Source organism: Oligoflexus sp., from assembly GCF_035638955.1.
Lineage (GTDB): Bacteria > Bdellovibrionota_B > Oligoflexia > Oligoflexales > Oligoflexaceae > Oligoflexus.
The window spans coordinates 78699-99845 of the sequence record NZ_DASQYZ010000098.1 but is presented as its reverse complement, the minus strand read 5'-3'; the positions used below and the strand labels follow the sequence as shown (position 1 = coordinate 99845).

The following is a 21147-nucleotide window of genomic DNA, read 5'->3' as shown; positions in this document are numbered from 1 at the left end:
CCATAAAGATCGCCTGTGCACATTTGCGTTCGTTATCGCCACGTGAGCGGCTTAAAAAAGCCGGAGTCCTGGCAGACAATTTCTGGCTTCGTGAGTTCGTAAAGAAAAAGTGATCAAAGACTTTTGCTTAGGTACCTAGTTGCTGCAGAGCCGTGCGTTTCATCGCTTGTCCAGCCAAGCTGGTGATGCTTATTAAAGCCTGTTGGATCTCATTAAGGGTGCGGATGCGCTCGACGACAAGACCAGCCACCCCACTTGAAAGATCGGCTATATGGATCCGCTCAGGGTTAAAATGCCAGGTCTGTGTTTGCTCATTCAAAGCAAAGATGCCGGTATGGATCGCGGACTTTAAATACTCATACACATAGAAGGGGTTGCCTAAGGAAAAGCGATAGCAGGTATCCTGCAGATGAGATACTTCATCGCTCTTTTCGTCCAGAAGCATTTCGACCAGAAGGTTGGAGTCGGGCTGTTCCAAAGGGCCTAGCTCGAGCAACGTGAACTGCTGGGCGTGGTCTAGGAAGGTGGAAATAAGAGGGTGGTCGGCGTCTATTTCATTGGACCGGAAGGTGCCCATGAGCATAATTCCGGGAGCGCGATCGCTGAAGATCATCTCGCCTAAAATACCGAGGACCTGAAGACTTTGCCAGTCAGCCCATTGAAGGTCATCAATGAACAAAAACTGGCATTCACCCTTGGCAGAAAGCAAACCCAGGAACTCACCCAGTGTTTCATTGAAGACCTGAAAACCTGGCTGGCTCGTTCCGATGGCAAGGGGACGGGGACGAGGACGAGGGAAAAAAGCCGCATAGAATGGATAGCGTTCCACGATCAAGTGGAGCCGGTCCCCTATGCGATCAGATATTTTGTGTCCCCAGGCTGCTAATTCATCGGATGAAAGAGTCTTAAGGTAGTGGCAGTGCTCGGTCAGAAGAATGGATACAGCACCAAGCGGTAAATTACGCTCATACTCCGAGAATTTCACATAGCTGACCAGGGCCTTGTGCTGCTGGGCCTTATTCAGAGCTTCAAATGCTAAACGCGATTTTCCGAACCCTGAGGGGGCGCCTATTAAAACTAGTGATGATCCCCCGGCTTGTGCTTGTTCGAACAGCCGATAGAGTTCGTCCACTTCCTTCTGCCGTCCAACCATTGGAATGCGATAGTTGAGCTCGCGAAGCTTATCCTTGGTGCCAAGGGCAAAGGGCACTAGCTCTCTATCTGCCTTGAGCGCTCCACAGCAACGTTCAAGGTCGGCCGCCAACCCGAATGCTGAGTGATAGCGATCACGCGGGTCCTTGCGCAGGAGTTTGCTTATGATATCACTCAGAGGCAGTGGAAAGTCTGGGAAGACTTCGTGCAGAGGCTTTGGCACTTCATAAAGAAGTCGATTGATAAGGTCTGTACCGTGAAGACCGGAAAAAGGTGTGACCCCTATAGCGCACTCGTAAAGGGTGATCCCCAGAGAATATAGATCGCTGCTTGCATTGCCAGCGAGGTTGACAAAGCCAGTTCTTTCAGGAGGAAGATAGGCGAGTGTCGCTAAATTTTCATTGCGATCGAGCAGATTTCCTTCCAGAAAGCCAGCATGGCCAAAGTCGACAATGACGACCTCCAACGCATCTTTTTGGCGAAAGCAAAGATTATGAGGCTTTAGATCACCGTGATAAACGTTGTTTTGGTGAAGGATCATCAGTGCTGTGCTAATCTGCATGCCGATGTGTGCTATTTCCGCCGGCGTGAACACCATCTTCTGCTGTGCCAGCGAACGCTTCCGCTCGCTGATCATGTCTTTGAGATCGCCACCTGGCAGATACTCTTCTATGATAAATGGGGTGCTCGATTCCAGATCAATCAGATGGATATGGACGATCCCCGAATGTTGAATTTTGCTAACGACAGCGCTTTCGCGATGGACCATCTCGATGGCCTCAAAACCGGATCTTTCCAGACTCCGCGAGTTAAAGCATTTAAGTACCATGATTTGGCTTTGTGCATTCATTAACATGGATACGCGGTAGACTTCACTTGTGCTGCCATAGCCAAGTTGATCGATGATTTCGATCTCTCCATTGCGAAGCTTTTGTCCGGGTTTAAAAAGTCCGCTCACCGCTCAGCCTTCTTGTGATAATAGTAGATCACCTATGCTTTCGGATGTTTAGGGCCATGGATTGAGGATCACAGCCAAAAAAGTTTGCTCGATGCCTTCTTCGTTATCCGCATAGGATCTTCATGCGGGTTTTTACGTAGGTCTCTTACCTCATTGAATAAATGTCGAAGTGATTGCCCCTTGTTGTGCCCTGGCGTGTCCGCGAGGCGCTCAAACTCCAGGATTTTATTCCGAAGATCATAATGGATGAGTGACAGGGAAATCTGTTCGCCAAGGGATACTGACTTGCACCTTTCTGCCAAAATATTTTTAATCTTGATTTTAGCCTTCGTGCCGAGGGTCGGCATGGGTGGGTCAGAGCTATCGCTGGAGGAGCTTGAACTAGGGATACTTGATAACCCTGAAGCGCTAAAACCCAGGCTGCAGGATTTACTCGAAGGAGACAACAAAGCTGGAAGAACTGATTCATGGGTGAATGCCGCCTGGGCCGCATCGCAAGTATTCAAGGGGGAGCTCGACAAGCTCATTCCTATCTTGATGGAAGCCGAAATTCTGGCTGGAAACCGCAACCTGCACCAGCAATGGGTAGGAATCAAGCTTGCCATTCTTATGCACCAATCCAAGGCCGACAATGTGCCCACCAAGGAAGAATTCGAAACCCTCCTCAAGACCGTTAAGACCTTCAATAAACCTCGCCTTGAGGCCATCGTCAAAGCTGAATACGCCTTTGCTCAGCTCTATAGAAATGAAGCCGTGTTTGCCATGAGTTTGGTCCGGGAGGCTCTCCATGACGTTGAAAAGGATGCGGCTGCCCGAGACTTCCACTTGTACAACGCCTATTCTTCGGCTGTCGTTGTCTGCGGCTATCTTCATGATGACAAAAGGCTCCACAGTCTTAATAACACCATTTTTTCGCTGGCAAGGACGAAGAATTTAAGAGCGGCTCTCTTGAACAGCCTCTATAATTTTATCGCGTATACCATGAATAAGCAGGATGCGGATCAAATCGCCAAGGCAAAGCCGTTGTTTGATGAGGCCCTGGGTCTGGCTAAAAGTTTGCAGCTGACCACTCAGGAGGCCGTGCTTCGTAACCAGTACATCACCTATTTCACTAGCCAAAAGAACTGGCGGAGGGCCATCGAAGAGGCAGACATCGCTTTGGAAATATTCGAGCGAAGCCGGAATTTGATCTGGATTGCCGATACTCTTACGAAAAAAGCCAAGGTGGAAATCACCCTAGGGCGTTTCGAAAACGCGCTCGAGCACCTGCAGAGAGCTGAAACCATTTTCCCCCCGGATTATACGCACGATCATATGCGGATCATGGAAAGCAAGGCCATGGCACTGGCCGGTCTCAAAAACTTCAATGTCGCATTTGATACTATGGCGGAGTTTGCCCGGCGTCTCAAAGTAAGCAGCGACCTTGCCCGAGATCAGGAGCTCAATAGCAGGCTGGCGGAACTTGGTGCGCAGGTCGAAGAACAAAAAAATACTATGCTTGAACGCAAAAACGCTGAGCACTTGCGAACAATGAACTACCAGACGAATACGATCGTGCTGAGTGCGTGCATCATTCTTTCGGCTGTCATCGGCTTATGGGTCATCTACCGTCAAAAGCGCCGATTGACTGACCTGAACACTTACATAACAACCCAGGTTCTGGACCGGTATCTGCCTCCCGTCCTGGTGAAGGAAATTCTGCTGGGTAACATGAAGCTGGACACAGATCCGGCTGAGAAGCATATCACGGTGCTTTTTGCGGACATTTGTCAGTTTACCAAGGCAACCGAACAGCTGGGCATTGAAAAGATTTCTATCGTTCTGAATCAATTTCTTTCGACCATGACCGACATTGTGTTTGAACACAGAGGAACCATAGATAAATTTATCGGTGACTCCATCATGGTGGTTTTTGGTGCACCAGCCGACATGTCTGGAGAGGAGCAGGCCCAGCAGGTGGTGGCCACCGCGAAAGCGATGATGAGGGCCCTGACGGAGCTCAATCGCGAATGGGAACGGAATGGTCTTGGCTCATTTGAGATGCATATCGGGATCCACACAGGTATGGCGATCGTCGGCAATTTCGGAAGCAAGAAGAGGTCGGATTATACCGCAATCGGAAATACTGTTAATATTGCCGCTCGCCTGGAAAAGTTTGCCAAGGCCAATCAAATTGTGCTCTCTGCAGCTGTACGGGCCTATCTGCCCCATGATGAGACGCGGTCCATGGGACTTTATGAGCTTAAGGGCATAGAAAAACCCATCGAAGTCTATACCCTGGTGAGTCACGGGTCTGACTCTGACGTCGTCCAGCGAAAATCAAAAAGTGCTTCGTGACGTTCGCGCTCGGTTCAAAAAATAATTCCATGCTATCCCAGTGAATCAAGGAAATGTCGCACCCGATGAGGCCATGGGTTCGTCCAGGATCCGTCCCAAATGGGTCGTCCAGATCTCAAAATTATCAATGATCTGGGTCCTGTTTTCAAAATAGTTGCCTTCAATCTTGAGCTGAATCTGAGGCTCGCTGCCGGAATTCATTTCGGTCAGAGACAGGTAGGTTTCGTTCGGCAGACTGCCAAAGAAATTATTGTGTTCCAATGTTAGATCAACAGCCTGGTTGAGTGCAGAATCGCTATTCAAAGTATTTTGAAAATTGGATTGATTAAAAACTGATGAAAGGACCGAAATACTCATGGTATGAGGCACTGGGGGCAAAAAAAACGGCGTTGATTCAGACGGCGCGCCGGGTTCAGCTGTCGCGCCCCCGTCGCCGTTTGAGAAGCTAACGCCGCTCCTGATGAACGTGCAGAATCTCACGTCCCAGATGGATGATTCCTGATGAAGGGGTTTTTGGAATTCCAAAAAAGTGTCTTCGAACTGCAGATTTTCAAAGTGCCAGTGGCCGGCTTTTGAAAGATTGGTGTAATTTCCGTCAAATACCATATGGCCACCTTGCAGTCGCGCGTGGTGAAGCTGCACATCGCTGCCTCGTACCCAAACGGTCGCCTCGTCTCCTGTTTCCGTGCGAAGAATCCAGTGGATTGGGTGGTCTAAAGACCCTCGTAGTTTTAACCCCCTATTGAATTGTGCGGATCCCTGGATGATCGAGCCCGGCTCAATTTCAACCGGGGCGTCTATTTTCACGGATTCGAAGGTCATGCCATTGGTCGTGCCCAGCGCAGATCCTTCGACAGGCTCGTTAGGAGGCGCTCCTGGACTATTGTCACTGGAGGCGATCTTTCGGAAGATCTGGCCTAGGAATGCAACCTTTTCATTTTTTCCGATGTGAAGGGTATCCGTGATGTGGCCCGAAATGAGTCTCCAGGAATGATCATAGAGAGTGTTGTAATAGGAAATGAAAATAGGATCTGTCATCTTCCCAAATTGATCCATGAATTGCAGATGCAAAAAACTAAATCCAGGATTCTTATGCTGTAGGACCAAATGGTCTTTGACATCCTCCCAGCGGGATGAAACAGAGTTCATTTCACTTACGCGTCGGGAGGCGCTCACCACCCTCATATAGCGTACGCTTGGGTTCTTGTGTATGTTGATGCGGGTTGTCAGGCCACGCAGAACAAAATTTTCTGATTGATCCAAAGTCAGATCCACTTTTGGAAAACTCAGAGGTTCAAGGTTGATGTCCTGCACCCGGTCGGCTTTTACGTCAAAGCCTGTCATGGAGAAAGGATTATAGAGCAAGTGCTGGGCCTTGAAGTCATAGAGGCCGACCGGCAGCTCCAAAATATACTGGCCTTCGTCGTTCGAAAGCGTACTGAACGGACTGCCTTCGACGATCAGTCGGGCTTCGCTCACGGATGCTGCCCCTGATGAAACTCGGCCGCTCATCCGTATCAACTTTTCCAAGACAATATGATTGTCTTCTGTCCACAGATTTTCGTTTAAATTGACATGAAGCGTTCGTCCCAGACCATTGGGGCTCACAATAAAAACAGTATTGGGGCCTTCCTTGAGTCCAGTCAAATAGAAGCCTCCTTTTTGATTGGACGTCGTATAGAGGGGGCTGCCCTTTAAGTAGATCTTGCTGTAGGGAAGGGTGTTACCCTGGGCATCGACAACGCGGCCGATAAATGAGCTGCCCAATAGATGCAATGGCTGGACATTCAAGCCATAAACGCTTTGAAAATAGTCACGATTATCTTGAAAGCCACCTCGATGGCATGAAGTGAGGCACATGATAAACATGGCAAGACAAGCTATGCGCCCTGATTGATCCATCGTTAAACCTTTCTTCTCAGAGTGTCATGCCCAGAACCAATCGACCTGTGACAGGTAAGAGCGGTTGCCGGCTATCGGCAATGCGGATGATCGAATCACGCCACGGATAAAATACGGTACCTAGCCCTGCAAATAGGGGCCCGGCAATATTAAGATAGCGCACATCGATGCCGAAGGATGGAAAAGTTAGACTCATGTCCTGGGCGCGTTGGGTATAGCTAGGATTGCTGATTTGTCTTTGAATATTTAACGTTTCCAAAGCAAAGTTGGCCTCCAAAGCCAGGCTTGGCGTTAAAAATTTAATGTACCCTAGGCCCAGCTTTAAGTGTTCCGAGGTCAGAACCACATCCGTCCGATCATAGTCTATAGTCTTTTTCAGACGCCGGTTCATGCGAAGATACTCAAAATTAGCGACCAAGGGCGTGGACAGGATTTCCTGGATACTGACGCCAATGCCCACGCTTCGTGCGCTACGAGCCGCAACTCCATCGAATCCGAAGTCAACGGGAATCTGACTGATGATGCTTTGGATACGTATCGACGTTCTATGGGCCAGCAAGGTTGAAACGGGGTAGGAATTATGGGGCTTCAAATAAACATAATGATCCAGTAAAGGCTGTTCTGGATGCTCTGGATCCACCAGGGCCACACGGACATTGCCGAATTCCGCCTGCTTCGGCTCCCACAGTGTCCCCTTGACTCGGCCGTTGATTTTGAGTGTCAAATTCCGCCAGACCTCGGAATCAGCGAAGACCAAAGGAAATCCACGCGCCTGAACCTTCCCTTTTAAGATGAGGGGGTCCATACCCTTCAGGTTGACCAAAGCTGCCGGGGTTTGGGCTCCTCGGGTAAAATCATAGGTTTTGGACCGGGCGTACTCATGAGCCTCAAACAGGGAAACCGCGCCGTCCTCATTGGTGTCGTTATGGATCAAGCCTTCCAAAAGGAAATGAGTATAGACATCGTTCTTGAGGTTTTTGTCTTCCCGGGCGGGTTCGCCCCATGAGCTGGCTGACAGCACCATCATAGCGGCAGATGCCTCATGTAACGGTTTCGAAAAGTAAGTCCCCTTCAGAGATTTGAGTTCTGCATCAATGGACAGGGGTAGCACTGATTTACCACTTCCTGAGTGGCATAAAGCCAGGATAAGAGCTTTTTTCTGGGAACGAAAGCGGCCAAGACGATTTTCCAGATATTCAATCGCCAGGCCTTTATCCCTGGTATGTTTAAACTTGGTATCATAAAGAACCGCATACCGTTCCAACTGCCGTGTTGGTGAAAAATTCAAAGTACCATGTGTAGAAAAATAGATAAGAACCAAATCCTCTTCCGACAGATTTTGCCGTTCGATGGCATCCAATGCCAGCATAACGTTGGTCAGGTTCGCCTCTTTGCCAACAAGCACTATTTCAGAATCCTGGTCGCTCCAATTGTTGGCGCGCACAAACTGGAGAAAATTCTCAACGTCTTTTGACGGAAATTCCAACGCAGGAAACCCGGGATCGGCAAATTGATCAACGCCCACAAATAGAAAGAGCCGTCGGGGCGCAAGAACTTTCATGGCAGCCTGCTCTGATAGAGGCTGCTGATAGGTGCTGGCCTCGACGGGAAGGGCTCCAAAAATGAGAAAAATGATTAATCTCACGAACATGGTCCTGGGCCTCCCAAACTTTTCAATCCACCAGTTCCACGGTAAAGCCAGGAATTTTGTCAGAGAATGCACCGAGAGTCCTCTTGCCGTCGAATCTGTATGTCCCGACCGTCTCAGGTTTATAAACGATAAATCCTGCCGCTCCCTTGAGTGGCTCGGCCCGGGACACGATCTCATAGGATTCGACGATTTTTTCATGGGTGCCTTGCGGTTTATAAGCGACGACCTCCAGCCGAAACTTTGAGTGACGGTGCAGCCCGGGCGTTTCTACATGGAATATGAGCGCTTCGCCTTGATGCAGCTTCGCAAGATTGCTTCCGCGGACCAAAACGCCGTCTTTCTTGACAATGGCGAATGTCAAAGTCGAGGGCGGGAGAGGATGAGCCTCTTCCGGTGAAGATTTATTGGAAAAGGTTGACTCCTCCTGCATAAACGGGACAGCTGCGATGAGAATGCTGATGCAAGCCAAACCGAGAGAAAGCGCCCTGCTCTTGCGGAAACGAAGCGCTCTTTGCGGCTCGTTTAGGCTTGAACCTTCGATCTGGAGCGAAATCCTGGACCAGAGCGCGTCTTCATCACTTGTAAGAGCTAGAGCCGGAGCGCCCTCCAACTGCTGGAGGCAGTGCCTTACTTTTTTTCTCCACAGGAAAGATAGGGCCAAATCTTTTAACATTTTCACAGCTTCGCCCCTTTCTTCAGTAAATGCTTAAGGCGACCCGGCTCGGGTTTTGATTGTGCCTGGTCCTTCTCAATGGATATCAAGCACTCATGACGGAAGCGGCTGCACCACGTTGTCAATGTGGATAGCTTGATTTTCATATCCAGTTCGATCTCACGGAAACTTTTTTCTTCTAAAAAGTAGGCTGTCAGGGCCTGCCTCTTGGTGTTCGATTCAGTTTGTGTCAAACGGCGTAAAATGATTTTACATACCCTTTGCGCATGAAGTTCGTGTTCGGGTTGAGCCGGAGTGTAGCCCGCCTGAGTTAAGATTTCATCATCCGAAGAATCCAGAACCAGGTCCCGGCCTTTTTTGATCATCCGGGCCAACTGCCGCCGGCCGATCGTAAAGAGCCAGGACCTGGCAGCTTTAGCGCACCGTAGGTTATCCCAGCATCGATAGGATTCAAGGAAGGTATCTTGAACGAGGTCATCCAGCTGTTCGGGGCGTGAGACTCCCAAGCGCCTGAAGTAGCCGCGAAGGGCTTTGACCTGGTTCAGGTAAAACCTGTGAAAGTCGCCTCCCGACGGCTTATTCTGGTTCATGCTGCCTCGATGCTCAATGTGAGCGACCATGTTATGTGCGTGAACTTCGTTTTGCAGTAGTGCAGGTTCGAGGCGATTTTGTCTCAAGTTATTTTTGAGTTTTTGATGTGATTAAAAATCAGTCAGCTGACAGGTCTGACTGATTCTCTGGTTTGACGTGAGATCAGGATCTTGAACGCAATGTAATCCATTTGTTTAGGGTTGGCACATGCAGATGAAGAATGATGCCCTTGGCCATGGTGAGCTGGGCTGCCAAGGGTCGACCGTAGCCCACTATATTGCCTTGCCAGGCCTCAGATACGGGAATGGGATCGAAAACCTGCGCCCGCCACTTTTTTTCGCCAGGCAGAATGGTAAAAAATTTTGGACCCTTTGGAGTCAGCTCATGAACCGGAAGGGGTTGGAATGATCCCTGATATATTGTCACGCGATCCTCAGATGTGAATTCCAGCTGAATCTGAATGGCCTCGGAACTCATTTGAGTTGTGCGGAGTCCAACGTCGTAGCACGGCCGAGCCGGTAGATCAAGATCTCGGATGAGTGCGGTTAGCAAGGGGTTTTCCTGGCAACTACGGCCTTGAGTCGGAATATTTGTACGATTATACGCCTCCAGTGATAGTCCAATTCGAGCATTTGTCTGCAACCTATAGGGCCAGGAGAGAGTCTGAATCATGCCTAGTGCAGCCTGGGAACCTTCCGATAGATGGGTCGCAACATCTTCGTCCATCACATAAACGGAATTATGCGGCATGCCGAGTACATGGCCAATTTCATGTAAAAGAACATGCTCAATCCGAAGAGGATCAGCCGTGAAGCGGTCAATCCATATGTACCCATGATTCATGAGGCCTCTGCCGTCTGCCGATTTTTTCATGGCCAAACCCAGCGGTTCCTCGGGATTGAATGTGCGGTAGGCCTCAATGAGCGGATGAGTCAAACCAAATTGAAAGCGGAGTTTTTCCTTGGCGAATGGCGTATCTGCTGATGCACAAGGAACTTCAAAAAACTTCAAAGTCATGCGCAATTTTGAGTCATGAGGCACAAAAGGCTGCGCCGGGAAAAAGCTCCTCCCCAAACCATCGATCCCATAATCAGTGAAAAAGCTGATCCATTTATCAAAAGCAGATCGTACAAGACGGCTCAACTCAGCTGCCGGCATGGGATAGGAATCAGCAGCTAGAATACAATAAGGAATTTGCTCCTGATTTATAAACCATACGTTATTGGCCATCCGTATAGGTTCGCCGCCATTGCCACTCCAGCCACCAGCGCTTGACGCCAGCATAGGGAAAGAGTTGCAGCAAAGGATTGCGGCAGCCACGAGTATTCGAAAGCAGGAGAGGCGGATTCCCATGAAGTGGATGTGAGACCTTTTTAGACACGCCGACCCCAGATTCATAGGCGATTCCTCCGTTATTTTGAACGATCGACTATCGAACTTACATGCGGTGCTGTCGAAAGGTAAAGAAAATTTGTTTTTTCACCATCTTCTGCGGTTTTCTTGATCCTGTGTCCTTCAATAATTTCTTGGGCACGATGGAAATGTCCAGGCCCGGTGACTTGAGGTGATGCGATGGCGTCGAGGGCGTTTTGTTAAGACGGGCGTCTCAATAGGCTCAATGCTTAAGTCGTTTGCGATTAAAATGATGAGCTTTGGAAGTGTAATGAAACTCCCTTATACAAGATAAAAGGCATTCAAACGCTCGATTTTTGAAAATGGCTTGAGCCTTTTGGAAGAGTGGTTGCTCCATGAGCTTTCCGAAAGACACTTTGTGGTGACAATAGTTTGAAAATTCGTGGAAGAGGGCTAAAGGTTTTCCGCTTATACATGATAGCTTATGCAGATCCTTGCGAACTTAACATTGAGAAGAACGACATCAGCTCACCAACTCGACGTCGAGAATCCAAAGGTAAGGGACCTCTCCGTTCTGTTCACTGATGAAGTTGGAGCTATTATGGCAAGCAGTGGAAGTCCTTCCAAACAAGGACGGGTTTTAATTCTTGTTGCAATAAAAGATCAGACCTTGGAAGCAGGCGGTATGACCGGAGGCTTTTAGCACGTTCATCAAAACGATTTGTCGAACATGTGACCGTTGGAAGCTCTACAAGTGCGGACTCATCCAAAGCAGGCAGGGTAAACATGGTGCGTCATCCCTTACGACGATGGATGAGCTGAGGACTGGTGGGATTCTTGCAAGCCTGGATGGAGGGTTTGCTGCCCCCATCTACGGGCAGTCGTCTGATCCGTCATTTCAGGAGTAGCCATGGAAGGTCCATCGTTAGTTATATTGATGGAAGATTTGGCTCCTTTTCTGGGTAAAAAAGTTGTGCAGGCTTCGGGGGTCTATCCCCAGGCTGAGGCGCTGGTCGATCAAACCCTGCGCGCCGCCAAATCATGGGGCAAGCATGCACTGCTCTTTTTTGATGACTGCACTTTGCGTATCCATTTTCTTCTGTTTGGCAGTTATCTGATCGATAAGGAAAAGGAAGGCCGAGCCCCCAAACTGCAACTCAAATTTGCCGGGGGCACCGTTAATTTTCACGCCTGTGCGATTCGGGCGGTGAGTGAGGCGGAAATCAGAGCCTATGATTGGACAGTCGATCTCATGTCCAATGATTGGGATGGTAAACGTGTTGATGAAAAGGTCATGGCCCAAGGCAGCCGTCCGGTTTGCGATGTGCTCATGGATCAGGATATTTTTGCCGGTCTGGGTAACATCATCAAGAATGAAGTTCTATTCAACCTGAAGCTGCATCCTGATACACCCATTTCATCACTGGGTTCTGCCATGCGTCGTAAGCTCGTGCAGGAGGTGCGGGATTATTCCCTGCGTTTCTATCGCTGGAAAAAAGCGGGTGAGCTCAAGAAACATTGGAAGATATTTCGGAAACAAAAATGCGCGGACTGTGGTCGGCCCTTGGTGAAAGAGGAGACCGGCAAGAGTCAAAGGGTGAGCTATTATTGTTCCGTCTGTCAGCCTTTGACCTTTGTATCCGCCCGTTCATCCAAGGCGAATTATGACAAAGGACAAGCACGAGAAGTCGCAGGCGGCTCTGGAATATGATATTTTTGTGCCGCTGGTCGAGTCTTCGGGCCATCGGTATGCAGAAAACGTTACGCAGAATATCAAACGCCAGATCGTCGAATTCTTCGGTGGGATGACTGATGCCCATCATGCCAACGAAGGCTGGTGGAAGGTCGGTGGTATGACTCTACGTGATGAAATTGTGATCTGGCGCATCCTGAGTGATCGAGGATCGGAGGGGGACGCTTTCATACGCCGCATCAAAAAGAGTCTGGAAGAGGTCTTGAAGCAGGACCTGATTCTGGTGATTCGCCGGCAGGTCGAAACCTTTGTCTAGCCCCGGTCGGGCCCTGGTTTTGTGTTGAATTCTTTGACAATGGTTACGACCAAGGCAAGTTTTTAGGAAAAAAAGTCAATAAATCTGCGCCAGACCTCGCTTGGGTCACCGGTACAAGTCTTGCTTTATCCGATTCGACAAGACCATTACGCTAGGTGTAGCCCTACTACCGAGGACGACTCCGATGCGCAACCAGAACCGTATCCTGCTCAGCCTCATCCTGCTGCTTCCGGCGGCTTGTCATAAGCGAAGTAAAATCGATGCCGGTCAGGATCCTGTGCCTACCGCCCAGCCCGGCGTCACCGAAATTTTGCGCCCTGAGACGCCAGCTGCCCCTGTCGCGTCTGCCGATTGGAAGGATGGAAGTCCCTCCATGCTGGTCGGCAACTGGGCCAGTTCCTTGTTCCAGGATCAGCGCTGCACTGCTTTTTACACCTTCGCGGAACCGGCCTCGGCGGAATTGAATCTGATCTGCTTGAATGCGGAAAAGAAGCAGTTTGAGCGCGAATATCGCCGTTACACAGTGGCCCAGTATGCGGGCACGCAGCAGGTACGCTTCAAACCCAAGGAATCCAGCTGCCCCTCCACGGATGGGCGCAATATCAAGTCGGAAGGTGCGGCCTTCCTGTTTGCGGTTGAAACCAAAGCCGCCGCCGATCAGCCTTTGAAGCTGGCTCTCTGGGAGCCGGATGTCAACAAAACGCCGCTGAACCTGAGCAAATCCGATGGACTGATGGCCGAAGGTTTTCCCGGTAAAACAGGAACCTATTTGGGCATGCCGGTGATCGACGGCTGTTTTACCGACGGTCTGGTGGCGAATTTTCAAGCGAATACCACGCCCTGAATTGGGAGATGGCCATGCGAAATACCTTCAAGCGACCTGTGTTGGTGATCTTATTCGGACTCGGTCTGCTGGCTGGTTGGGCCTGTAAACCGGTACGATCGTCTTCCCATATTAAAGTAGTGAATGGTCGATCGGTGGCCGATGACAGTCCTGTGCGTAGCAGCACGGTGGGGCTGGTTTCGCTGAAGGCCGATGGATCCAAGGATCAGGTGTTTTGTACGGGTGTGCTGATTACCGCGGATGCGATCCTAACGGCCACCCAGTGTCTCGAATCCGCTACTGCCGCGGGTGTGAAGTGGGCTATCTACCTTGATCATCCCAACCTGAAAAAGCCTCAGATGGCGCCCGTGCAAAAGATTTCGCATTTTTCAGCGGCGGGTGCCCGTGATTATCCCAGTTTCAATCTTTCCATGGTTCAGCTCGCCCTACCGATTGATCCTGCGATAGGCTATGCTCCTGCTGAAATCCTGCGAAGTCCTGCGGGTCTTCAGCCCGCCACCGAAGTCCTGTTCGCAGGCTATGGACGGCAGAACAGTCAGTGTCTCGATGCCACCCGTTGCAAAGGTGTGCTGCTGGAAGCCAAAAGTTCTGTGGATTCCTTTTATGATCAGAATCACCTGTTGAGTACACTCCTCGTCCAGGCGAAGCAGGATCAAGGTTCGGTGTGCTTTGGTGATGCCGGCGGTCCCGCTTTTGTGCAGGTCAATGGTCAGTATTTTCTGGCTGGTATTGCCAATGGCTCCGTGCGTCGCGGTCTGAGTGAACTCTCGGCTGCAAAAAACGATGCCCTGGTTTGCGAAAATGGCCTCGCATCCTTTACGTTTCCTGGCGATTATCTGGGTTGGATGGATCGGACTTTGGGTTTGAAATTCCCCGCCCCAAGCGCAGGAAATTTAGCTCGTAGCAGCAACCCGGCTTGGGAAAACACACAGGCCACCAGCAAACCGACCAATCCTCAAAACTGGGTTGGGTGGCTGGCATTTTCGCAGTATCAGGATCCCGCGTTTGGAACGGTATCCTATCTTCAGCAAAAACTTTTGAGTGCCGAAGGCCAGCGCAATGATGCCGTGAGACTCAGCTATGTGGATTATTATCTGAAGCCTCAGGACGCGGCGCGACGTATCCCCACCATCGGGGAAATCGTCATGAAGCCGGAAGGCAAGGAGCCTTTAACCAGTCTTGAGCCTTTGGCCGCATTCACCGGCGTGACCCGACTCGAGATTGAAGGCATGGCCATTACCGATTTTTCACCCCTGGGCTCGCTTACCAATATGAACAGCTTAAAAATCACTGGCAATGGTGCCGCTGGTCTCAACACCAAACCAGCTTTGCCCAGGCTCGATAGTATTGCAAATTTGAGCCGCATGCAGACTTTGGAATTGGATCAGGTTGGAACGGAAACGCTCCGCGGTGTGGATGCCTCCCGCCTTACAGATTTAAGAACGTTGACCCTGGTTGGCAACGGTCAGCCGATCTTTATTCCTAAAGCTCCGGCTCTGGACACGCTGATTATCAGTAACGCGGATCTCAGCAATGCGGATATCTTGACTGGTTTGCCCGCGTCCTTGACGACGCTGAAAATCACCGGATCGAAATTGCGATCTTCGGCTTTTGTGTCCTCGCTGGTCAATCTCAAAGTGCTGGATTTGACGGGTAATCAGATTCAGGATTTTACCCGCGTGGCTGACTTGAAGAAACTCACGACTGTTTTAGCTGCCGGTAACCCTGCGGCCAATAAGGTTTGCGGGATGCCAGCTGCCGCCGTCTGTGAATATGACCTCATCACCAAACCGGCGACCGTGGAAGAATACTGTATTAATTATGTCTTCCAGGAAAGCGGCAAAGTCTACGCGGCCGCTATCGAGGCTTTAAGTGTATCGCAGGCGATAGCCGCTCCGAAAACTGCAGGTGAATGTGCTGATCTGAACAGTAAGCTGCGTCTGAAGCGTAAATTGGAACTCACAGGCACAGGTGGAACGGGAACGTCTGACATCCGCCCGATCACAGCGATTCGCAGTCTCAATAATCTGGCCCTTCGCAATTTCGGAATGATTGATGTCAAGCCTTTGGCTGATCTCATCAATCTCGATGTTCTGGATTTGACCGAGAACCTGATTCTTGATCCGAAGCCTCTGGAAGTTTTGCCGGAACTGGTCGAACTCAATTTGACCCAGAATATGATCACCAATATGAATAACTTCAGCCATCCGAAGCTGAAGCGTCTCATCCTGAACGGCAATCGGTTGACCAGCCTGGAGAGCCTCGGTGATATGCCCGACCTTCGCATGCTGTCCGTAGCCAATATCCCTGGATTTAAGGATGTCACGGGCGCCAGCAAATTCGGCAAATTGAAGAATTTGAATGTCGGCAAGACAGCGGTCACAGATCTGCAGACCTTGGAACCGTCGGTTGGCCTTGAAATTGATGCACCGGAAGCCGCGGTGAAAAATGGTTGTCCGGTGCTGTTGGGTTCCTGTCAGACGGATGGGGCCACGGCGCTGGCTCAAAGTGGACCTGTGCCCGGTTTGAAACCCGGCCAGCGGGTGCAGAATAACCCCGCAGCAGAAGTGCACTTGCCCGGGATGATCATGTCCGTAAAACTGCAATGATCAGGTGATCAGATCCGGGGCCACTTCCCAGATGCTGTGATAGGCCTGCTCATTTTCAAAGTATTGCATGAGCCTTTGCAGGAACGGACTCACGCTGAGTGTGGCGCTATCCCCAACCACGGTCATATGCCGTCGGGCGCGGGTCAGAGCCACATTCAAACGCCGCGTTTCCTTGAGAAAGCCAACTTCCTGGTCTTCATTGGAACGCACCAGGGAAATCAAAACAGCATCTTTTTCCCGACCTTGAAATCCATCGATCGTATCCACTTCAATGCCACTGTCGGCGAGTTGCATGCGCAGATAACGCGCCTGGGCCGCATAGGGTGTAATCACAGCCAGCTGCTGCGGAGCTACACCTTTTTGAAATAATTGTTCTATGCGATACAGAATCACCGCGGCTTCCTTGGGATTGAAGCGACTGCCGCTTTCCTGTTCCGCCTCTTCTTCAAAACCGGCTCCTGCGGTATCAATCCAGAGCAGGGGTGTTTCATCCACCAGCGTCCGATCTTTCACCGCATCGGCTGCCACGAGAGCCCCTTCATAAAATTCCTGGGACGAAAAATTCATGATCGCTGTGTTCATACGATACTGAACATCCAGTCGGGTCGTGATCAGATTCCCGTGAACCTGGACCAGACGTTCCATCAGGCTCACACTGAGCCCCTGACGCGCGGCATCGACGGAAAGGACCGTGGGCGGCAGCTGGCAATGATCGCCGCCGCAGATGAGCTTTTCGGCACGTTGCAAGGGAATCCATGCATTGGGTTCGGTGCACTGGCCTGCTTCATCCAGGACAACCAGCGAAAACCGGCGGGAACCCAGCACAAAAGGATCCAGCCCTGTGGTGGTGGCGCAGATCACATCCGCCTCGTCGATGACCCGTTCCACCGCGCGGGCTTCGAGTTTCCGCGCATCGGCCATCAGCGCTTTGGCTTCACTCCAAAGCGCCTGCTTGGAACCTTTGGCTGGGGCCGCGCGGGTATAGCGTCGCGCCTGTTGAAAAAGCACCGCAGCGTCCTTCATCATCTTGCGAGCCAGACGCGCATCTTCATGCTTTTCAGCCTTGTAATCCAACGAATGCGGTCGCAAGGATTCCATCACGCGCGCCGGGTGACCCAGTCGCACGGCTTTAATACCGGTTGCAATCAACTTTTCCAGAAGATTATCGACACCCAGATTGCTGGAGGCCGTCACGAGAATTTTGCCACCCGGTTGAATGGAATGCCGAATGATCTCGACCAGTGTGGTGGTTTTTCCCGTGCCGGGAGGCCCGTGAATGATCGCCACGTCCTTGGCCTCCAGAGCTTTCTGCACCGCTGTGATCTGAGTCGCATTCAAGGGGGTTTGGATCCTGAGTTCCTCGTCCCAGGTTTGCAGCGAAGGGGCCTTGAGACCCAGGAATATATCACGCAGTTCGGCCAGACGATTGCCCTTGGCCTGCATGACGGCCTCCAACGCGTGCCGTTCCTTGCGCCTCGTGCTCTCATCAAACGAAAGATCCAGCTGCAGAGGTCCCGCATCTTCCAGATCAGGCGTGGGCTTTTCGAACGCAACGTGAATCGCATGCGACTGACGTTCGACAACCACCGCGCGACCATTCCAAAGCTCGCCCTCCGGTTTGCCGGACAGAATCACGGGATCACCGGCATCCAGTTTGGTCCAGGGCAAGGCCGCTCGACTGGCTTTCCGCAGCACCACAATAAAGCGTCCGCCCAAACCAGGAAATTCATCATCCACAGTCAGGGCTGTCAGGCATGTGCCATTGCCTTCACGTTGCTGGGGTGACTGCTGATCGAGGAGCTGCAAAAAGCGCTCTTTTTCGGCCGTCGTTTCCAGATCCAAAAGGGCTTTCAGATCCTTGAAAAAAGCCAAAGCATCACGGCTCATGCCAGCCCCCTAGAGTTTGAGAGGTCGCATTTGAAAGCCCTGCGCTTCCAGAATATTCAAAAGACCTTTTTTGCCACCCAGATGCGCGGCGCCGACGGCAATAAACGTTTGTTTCGGTCCCAAGACGTCCGGCATTTTCCGGCCCCAGTTTTCATTGCGTTGATCCAGAAGGGTGATGCGCAGATTTTCAGGCATCATGGCGACGAGGCTATCGATCGTGGTTGAATCGCCTTCCTTGAAGGATTTATTAAGTTCAATATAATACTGCCGGTTTTCGGCGCTTTCATCCAGCATCTCGCGCAGCTGCTGCAGGGTGAAGACTTTATCAAGAAAACGGAACTGCTCCTCGATCGATTCAAAGGTTTTCAACGTTTTATTTTGTTCACGGGCTTTTTCAATGATGAATTGATCCATCGAAACCTGTTGGCGAACATCCGGGGTGGATGCGCCGGGAGCCGCGCTGGCTTTTTGGGCTAGCTGCGCTTCCGCCAGCATCAGGTTACTGCAGGCCGCCAGCGGTGACATGCGATGCAATTGGGATTCGGGGATATGCGGAAAGGCTTCCTGCATCGTGCCCTTGAATCGCAGCCAGTCGGCCGGACCCAGCAGGGTTTGCAGGTTGTCTTTGTCCGGCAGGAGCAGATACTGACGAATCAAAGGCCCATTCATCCCGACGAGGTCCACCTCCGTCACCACCGTGTCCGCGGCGGCCAGGCGGGTCCAGAGACCTTTAGGTATCTCATCGGGACTTACGCCAACATGCATTGTACCAACCAGGGTGATGATCTGTGGGCCGCGTTGGGCTTCCCAGATAAGGCCTTGCCGCGCGCTGCTGCCTGATGGAGTGACGCAGGACGACCACGGAAGCACCGCCCACGTGATAAGGAACAGAACAGACAGGAGGGAACGCCATCGGCCAGCTTGATACATCGAATTCTTTCCTTTCAAGTTCAAACGCTACACCCTATACTCAAGGCCTTGATTTTTGATTCGGTCTGCCCAAAAGGCTAATCCAAGGAGCCAGCTAACGATGTTTACCGCAGAAGACTTCCATATAGAATCTTTTAAAGACTTTCTGGAGATCGCCCCGATCTTTATCTTTATGGGCCTGGTCTCGCCCTTTCTTATCGTGGCTTATACAGTAGGTTTTATCTCGGATAAAGTAGGCTGGCTCGACTGATTCGATTGGTTTAGCGCACAAATAAAAAAGGGCACCTTGGAGTGCCCTTTTTTGTTGCTGATCAAGGCTGGAGCAGCCTGTCTGCGAAGGTGGCCAGCTTCTCGGCGGTCATCGGTCCCGCCTCCTTATGCAGCACCACACCGTTGCGGTCGATGATAAAGGTTTCCGGCACGCCGGTGACACCGTAGTCGATGGCGGCTTTGCCATCTTCCGTATCAAGGCCCAGGATATAGGACTTGCCATAAGCCTTGGCAAACTGCCGCGCGGCTTCGGGGCTGTCCTGGATCGCGATGCCGACCACGACGATGCCTTTGTCCTTGTAGCGCTGCCAGAAGGCTTCAAAATCGCGGGCTTCCTCGCGGCAGCTATAGCACCAGCTGGCCCAGAAGTTGAGAATCAGCGGGCGACCTTTGAAGTCAGCCAGGGAAAAACCTTGAGCATTCGGCGCGGAACCCAGATGCTCCTGGCCCTGGAGCCAGGCAACCTGGAAGGGCAGGGCAGTCTTACCCAAAAAGGCCGAAGGGATGTTTTTATCCGCTGGATGCGAGAGCCCCCGATAAAAAAAGGCGATGATACCGGCCGAAACCACCAGGAAAGCCAGGACCGCAATCAGATGCTTGCGGTTAGGACCAGGAACGACAACTCGTTGTTCAGTCACAGGGGGACTCCTTCAGCCTCAATTCTTGAACATTGATTTTTCCAGCAGCTCTTTATCCACCGAATGCTGGGCATCAGGCGTTTTGTATTCTTCAGAATGCTTGACCATGAGCCTTTGGGAAACCATTTTTTTGCCTTCGGCATCAATTCGTCCCTCGACCACCACGCCGGCATTTTCCTTGAACATGTCCGGCGGCGTTCCTTTATGGGAAACCGCGATATCGATACCCTGCATGTCGGTCATGATGAAATTCAAGGCCAGATCTTCCGGCTTCCAGTCGACCGTTCCGGTTTTGACCATGCCGCCGACCTTGATCGTCTTGTCATCGATTTCGGCGGCCTTGGCAAACGCTTCCTGCGGCGTATAGAAATAGACCACGTTATCACTGAACTTCAGGTTACTGACCGCCAAAGCACCCACCAGAATAACACCACCACCGAGGATCCATTTTAAAGGCAATCCTTTTTTCATCATACTCTCCTTTTATTCTGATGCTGAGCAGCTTGTTCGAGTTGTCTCAAGCGCTGCCGCAGACGAACCTGGACAAATCCATAAATGCCGAGGCAGAGGAAGGCAACACCATACGCGGCTGCGATATAAGGAACGGGATCCGTAGCTCCGGTAAACATGCTTATTCCCCCTTCGTCTGAGCATCGTAGGTATACTGTTCCAGCCGCTGCTGCAGACGCAGATTGCCGAAGCGCAGATACAAAAGCCAGCTGGCCATGAGTAGGCCGGCAAGAAATCCAAACAGAAGGACCACGAGCATTTCCGGGGCCATGGTCGAGCCACCCGCCCGCACGATACTCTGGGGTTGATGCAGTGTGCGCCACCAGTTGACGCTTTGATAGATGATGGGCACATCCAGAGCAATGATCACACCCAGAGCAGCCGCGATACGATCGCGCTGTGGGCCGGGGTTCATGCTGCTGTGAAAAATCAAATAACCGGCGTAGAGCAGAGCCAGGATCAAGGTCGTGGTCAGGCGCGCATCCCATTCCCACCAAACGCCCCAGGTGGGACGACCCCAGATGGAACCGGTGGCCAGAGTGATAACGGTATAAAGAAGCCCGATCTCAGCGGTGGCCTTGGCCCACAGAGCGGCATTGGCATTGCGTTTGATCAGGGTCATCAGACTGAACACCATCAAAAAGCCGGCCGAAAGAAATGCGGTGAAAGCGGCCGGAACATGCAGGTAAACGATACGGTACACTTCACCCTGATGCTGTTCCGAAGGCGCAAAGCGCAGCGCCCAAATCCAGGCCATGAGCAGTAAAACTGCGGCACCCGCGCCAAAAAGCAAGGAGCGTCGATCCTGTTGAACAGCATTTGACATGATGCAT

Annotated in this window: 18 protein-coding genes; 6 read left to right on the top strand and 12 right to left on the bottom strand. The window is 51.3% G+C overall.

Features of this window, described 5'->3' with window-relative positions:
• Positions 1-127: 127 nt before the first annotated feature.
• On the bottom strand, positions 128-2110 hold the full coding sequence (locus VE954_RS09565) for a protein kinase domain-containing protein (protein ID WP_324952062.1): 1983 nt from the start codon (positions 2108-2110) through the stop codon (positions 128-130).
• A 345-nt stretch (positions 2111-2455) separates the two neighbouring features.
• On the opposite strand from VE954_RS09565, the gene VE954_RS09560 reads away from it, so the two are divergent.
• Positions 2456-4447: an adenylate/guanylate cyclase domain-containing protein gene (locus VE954_RS09560; RefSeq protein WP_324952060.1), complete on the top strand. Its 1992-nt coding sequence runs from the start codon at positions 2456-2458 to the stop codon at positions 4445-4447.
• A gap of 45 nt (positions 4448-4492) precedes the next feature.
• Here the strand turns inward: VE954_RS09560 and VE954_RS09555 are convergent, their stop codons facing one another.
• The 5 genes from VE954_RS09555 to VE954_RS09535 form a co-directional block, all read right to left on the bottom strand.
• Positions 4493-6349 carry a hypothetical protein gene (locus tag VE954_RS09555; RefSeq protein ID WP_324952058.1) on the bottom strand — a complete coding sequence of 619 codons (1857 nt, stop codon included), beginning with the start codon at positions 6347-6349 and terminating at the stop codon, positions 4493-4495.
• Between the two features lie 16 nt (positions 6350-6365).
• Positions 6366-8000 (bottom strand): caspase family protein, encoded by a 1635-nt coding sequence (locus VE954_RS09550; protein ID WP_324952056.1) that lies wholly within the window; start codon positions 7998-8000, stop codon positions 6366-6368.
• Positions 8001-8022: 22 nt separating this feature from the next.
• A complete protein-coding gene (locus VE954_RS09545; RefSeq protein WP_324952054.1) occupies positions 8023-8679 on the bottom strand; it encodes a hypothetical protein in 657 nt (218 codons plus the stop codon).
• Positions 8676-9263 (bottom strand): RNA polymerase sigma factor, encoded by a 588-nt coding sequence (locus VE954_RS09540; RefSeq protein ID WP_324952052.1) that lies wholly within the window; start codon positions 9261-9263, stop codon positions 8676-8678. The genes VE954_RS09545 and VE954_RS09540 overlap by 4 nt, the downstream gene beginning before the upstream one ends.
• Before the next feature lie 163 nt (positions 9264-9426).
• Complete coding sequence (locus tag VE954_RS09535) at positions 9427-10548, bottom strand: hypothetical protein (RefSeq protein WP_324952050.1); 1122 nt, start codon at positions 10546-10548, stop codon at positions 9427-9429.
• 979 nt (positions 10549-11527) lie between these two features.
• Between VE954_RS09535 and VE954_RS09530 the strand changes: the two genes are divergently transcribed.
• The 4 genes from VE954_RS09530 (at position 11528) to VE954_RS09515 (ending at position 16079) form a co-directional block, all read left to right on the top strand.
• Positions 11528-12328 carry a hypothetical protein gene (locus VE954_RS09530; protein ID WP_324952049.1) on the top strand — a complete coding sequence of 267 codons (801 nt, stop codon included), beginning with the start codon at positions 11528-11530 and terminating at the stop codon, positions 12326-12328.
• Complete coding sequence (locus tag VE954_RS09525) at positions 12282-12626, top strand: hypothetical protein (protein ID WP_324952047.1); 345 nt, start codon at positions 12282-12284, stop codon at positions 12624-12626. The genes VE954_RS09530 and VE954_RS09525 overlap by 47 nt, the downstream gene beginning before the upstream one ends.
• A 184-nt stretch (positions 12627-12810) precedes the next feature.
• The gene (locus tag VE954_RS09520; protein ID WP_324952045.1) at positions 12811-13470 is read left to right on the top strand and encodes a hypothetical protein; all 660 of its coding nucleotides are present in this window, start codon (positions 12811-12813) and stop codon (positions 13468-13470) included.
• Between the two features lie 14 nt (positions 13471-13484).
• Positions 13485-16079: a trypsin-like serine protease gene (locus VE954_RS09515; protein WP_324952043.1), complete on the top strand. Its 2595-nt coding sequence runs from the start codon at positions 13485-13487 to the stop codon at positions 16077-16079.
• Here the strand turns inward: VE954_RS09515 and VE954_RS09510 are convergent, their stop codons facing one another.
• Both VE954_RS09510 and VE954_RS09505 read right to left on the bottom strand, forming a co-directional pair.
• Positions 16080-17966 carry an AAA domain-containing protein gene (locus VE954_RS09510; RefSeq protein ID WP_324952041.1) on the bottom strand — a complete coding sequence of 629 codons (1887 nt, stop codon included), beginning with the start codon at positions 17964-17966 and terminating at the stop codon, positions 16080-16082.
• Positions 17967-17975: 9 nt separating this feature from the next.
• Positions 17976-18896 carry a TraB/GumN family protein gene (locus VE954_RS09505; protein ID WP_324952039.1) on the bottom strand — a complete coding sequence of 307 codons (921 nt, stop codon included), beginning with the start codon at positions 18894-18896 and terminating at the stop codon, positions 17976-17978.
• A gap of 100 nt (positions 18897-18996) precedes the next feature.
• On the opposite strand from VE954_RS09505, the gene VE954_RS09500 reads away from it, so the two are divergent.
• Complete coding sequence (locus VE954_RS09500; protein WP_324952037.1) at positions 18997-19146, top strand: hypothetical protein; 150 nt, start codon at positions 18997-18999, stop codon at positions 19144-19146.
• A gap of 61 nt (positions 19147-19207) precedes the next feature.
• Here the strand turns inward: VE954_RS09500 and VE954_RS09495 are convergent, their stop codons facing one another.
• The 4 genes from VE954_RS09495 to ccsA are packed head-to-tail and all read right to left on the bottom strand — an operon-like array spanning position 19208 to position 21140.
• Positions 19208-19804 (bottom strand): TlpA disulfide reductase family protein, encoded by a 597-nt coding sequence (locus VE954_RS09495; protein WP_324952035.1) that lies wholly within the window; start codon positions 19802-19804, stop codon positions 19208-19210.
• Between the two features lie 18 nt (positions 19805-19822).
• On the bottom strand, positions 19823-20278 hold the full coding sequence (locus tag VE954_RS09490; RefSeq protein WP_324952033.1) for a cytochrome c maturation protein CcmE: 456 nt from the start codon (positions 20276-20278) through the stop codon (positions 19823-19825).
• Positions 20275-20433 carry a hypothetical protein gene (locus VE954_RS09485; protein ID WP_324952031.1) on the bottom strand — a complete coding sequence of 53 codons (159 nt, stop codon included), beginning with the start codon at positions 20431-20433 and terminating at the stop codon, positions 20275-20277. The genes VE954_RS09490 and VE954_RS09485 overlap by 4 nt, the downstream gene beginning before the upstream one ends.
• Positions 20434-20435: 2 nt before the next feature.
• On the bottom strand, positions 20436-21140 hold the full coding sequence (ccsA, locus tag VE954_RS09480) for a cytochrome c biogenesis protein CcsA (protein WP_324952029.1): 705 nt from the start codon (positions 21138-21140) through the stop codon (positions 20436-20438).
• Positions 21141-21147 lie beyond the last annotated feature (7 nt).